Origin of the sequence: Paraburkholderia sp. RL18-101-BIB-B (genome assembly GCF_046026985.1) — a bacterium.
In the GTDB taxonomy this organism is placed as follows: Bacteria; Pseudomonadota; Gammaproteobacteria; order Burkholderiales; family Burkholderiaceae; genus Paraburkholderia.
The window spans coordinates 1-508 of sequence record NZ_JARESV010000200.1 but is presented as its reverse complement, the minus strand read 5'-3'; the positions used below and the strand labels follow the sequence as shown (position 1 = coordinate 508).

2 protein-coding genes are annotated in these 508 nt (G+C 56.3%); one reads left to right on the top strand and one right to left on the bottom strand.

Going from position 1 to position 508, the window contains the following annotated elements:
* Positions 1 to 237: aldo/keto reductase (locus P0D73_RS46725; RefSeq protein WP_408436541.1), on the bottom strand; the 237-nt coding region annotated here is incomplete at its 3' end.
* 151 nt (positions 238 to 388) lie between these two features.
* On the opposite strand from P0D73_RS46725, the gene P0D73_RS46720 reads away from it, so the two are divergent.
* Positions 389 to 508: helix-turn-helix domain-containing protein (locus P0D73_RS46720; RefSeq protein ID WP_408436538.1), on the top strand; the 120-nt coding region annotated here is incomplete at its 3' end.

Below are 508 nucleotides of genomic sequence, written 5' to 3'. Positions count from 1 at the left end.
GGCGAGGTTCTCGTGCCATACCTTGGTGGTCAGATGCAGTTGCTTTCGCGCGAGACCCGAGCCCGCAATTGCGGCGCCTACGGCTTCTTCGTTCTGGTACATCTCGGCGGTGTCGATGTGTCGGTATCCAAGCTCCAGCGCACTTTCAACTACTGGCTGGCAACCTCCGCCCGGCATACGAAATGTGCCAAATCCGAGGCGGGGCAGGTCAATTCCCTGTGTCTTCAAAGCTTCCATGGTTGCTCTCCCAAGCTGGTCCTGGTTTGCGGCGCAAGCCGCCGTAGCGTTCAGGAGCACAATCTCCCATTTTTTGATTGTTGAATAAAGTACGTGCCGTTCAAATCACTCGTGATTAAACTAGCGAAATGACATTAGCCTCGGAGAGGGCATGACATTTGATGGTCGGCTGTTTTCTGGCATCACCGTACTTGCCGCAGTCGCCGAGAGCGGCAGTTTCGTGCGCGCAGCAGATGCTCTCGGCTTGTCGCCATCGGGCGTTAGCCGTGCT